This is a genomic window from Oleiphilus sp. HI0132 (genome assembly GCF_001635845.1).
In genome coordinates this window covers 1-807 of record NZ_LWGJ01000745.1, presented here as the reverse complement: position 1 = coordinate 807, position 807 = coordinate 1, and the positions used below count along the sequence as shown (strand labels likewise).

The following is an 807-nucleotide window of genomic DNA, read 5'->3' as shown; positions in this document are numbered from 1 at the left end:
AGTTGGTGTCTGGCTTAACGGGTCTTCCATGGGCGAGGGTGATGTTACGAAAAACCAAGCGGAGGCAATAGCCCGGTATATTGAGTCGGTAGAAGCCTCTGAGCTATATTTGGTTGTCTATGCAGATCAAGAACTGAAGCCAACCAAAGTGCTTTGGGATCAGTTGCGTACAAAAGGTGAGGTTCAGGTAGCAGTGTTAAGTAAATCCCTAGGGCAAGCCAAATTACCTATCACGCTTCGAGTACTTGGGCCATTGCATGGAGAGCCTTCGTTTGAAAAGCTTCCTGTTTGGTTCAGGTTGTATGCGTATTGATCGTTAATTGTTCAGTATTCGTTGTGCATTTTTATGAAACTTAAACTTAACAAATCTAAACACAAAGATTTGTTGATAATTCTGCTTGTTTAAACAATACTTTATTGGATATTGCAGAATTTTTTCCAATAAAAGCAATAAAATGTGGCGGTTTCTTAATCTACAGTGTTTAAAAAATCCTCTTTACCTGTATACCTTGTTTTATGGGCTATGCCTGTTTGTGTGAGTAGAGTAGAAGAGTTTTATAAGGTAGTAGATAAGTGAACTGTTTTTTTAAGTTAGAAATAATAAAGGATAATAAGTGATGATACGCAAGCTGGCCTTTGCTCTATCACTACTCGGTGTATTGATTGCTGAGTCTGTTTTCGCTCTTGGAATTGGTGAGGCGACTGTAACGTCTGCACTTAACCAACCCTTAAAAGCTGAAATAGAGCTTGTAAACTCAGGTGATTTCTCGGCAGAAGAAATTCTTCCTGGACTAGCAACGCGCGAAG

Annotated in this window: 2 protein-coding genes; both read left to right on the top strand. The window is 39.7% G+C overall.

Going from position 1 to position 807, the window contains the following annotated elements:
• Window positions 1-313 (top strand): hypothetical protein (locus tag A3766_RS08845; RefSeq protein WP_197479455.1); only part of this gene is annotated, 313 nt, incomplete at its 5' end.
• Window positions 314-617: 304 nt separating this feature from the next.
• On the top strand, window positions 618-807 hold a 190-nt coding region (locus A3766_RS08840; protein ID WP_156508800.1), incomplete at its 3' end, for a FimV family protein.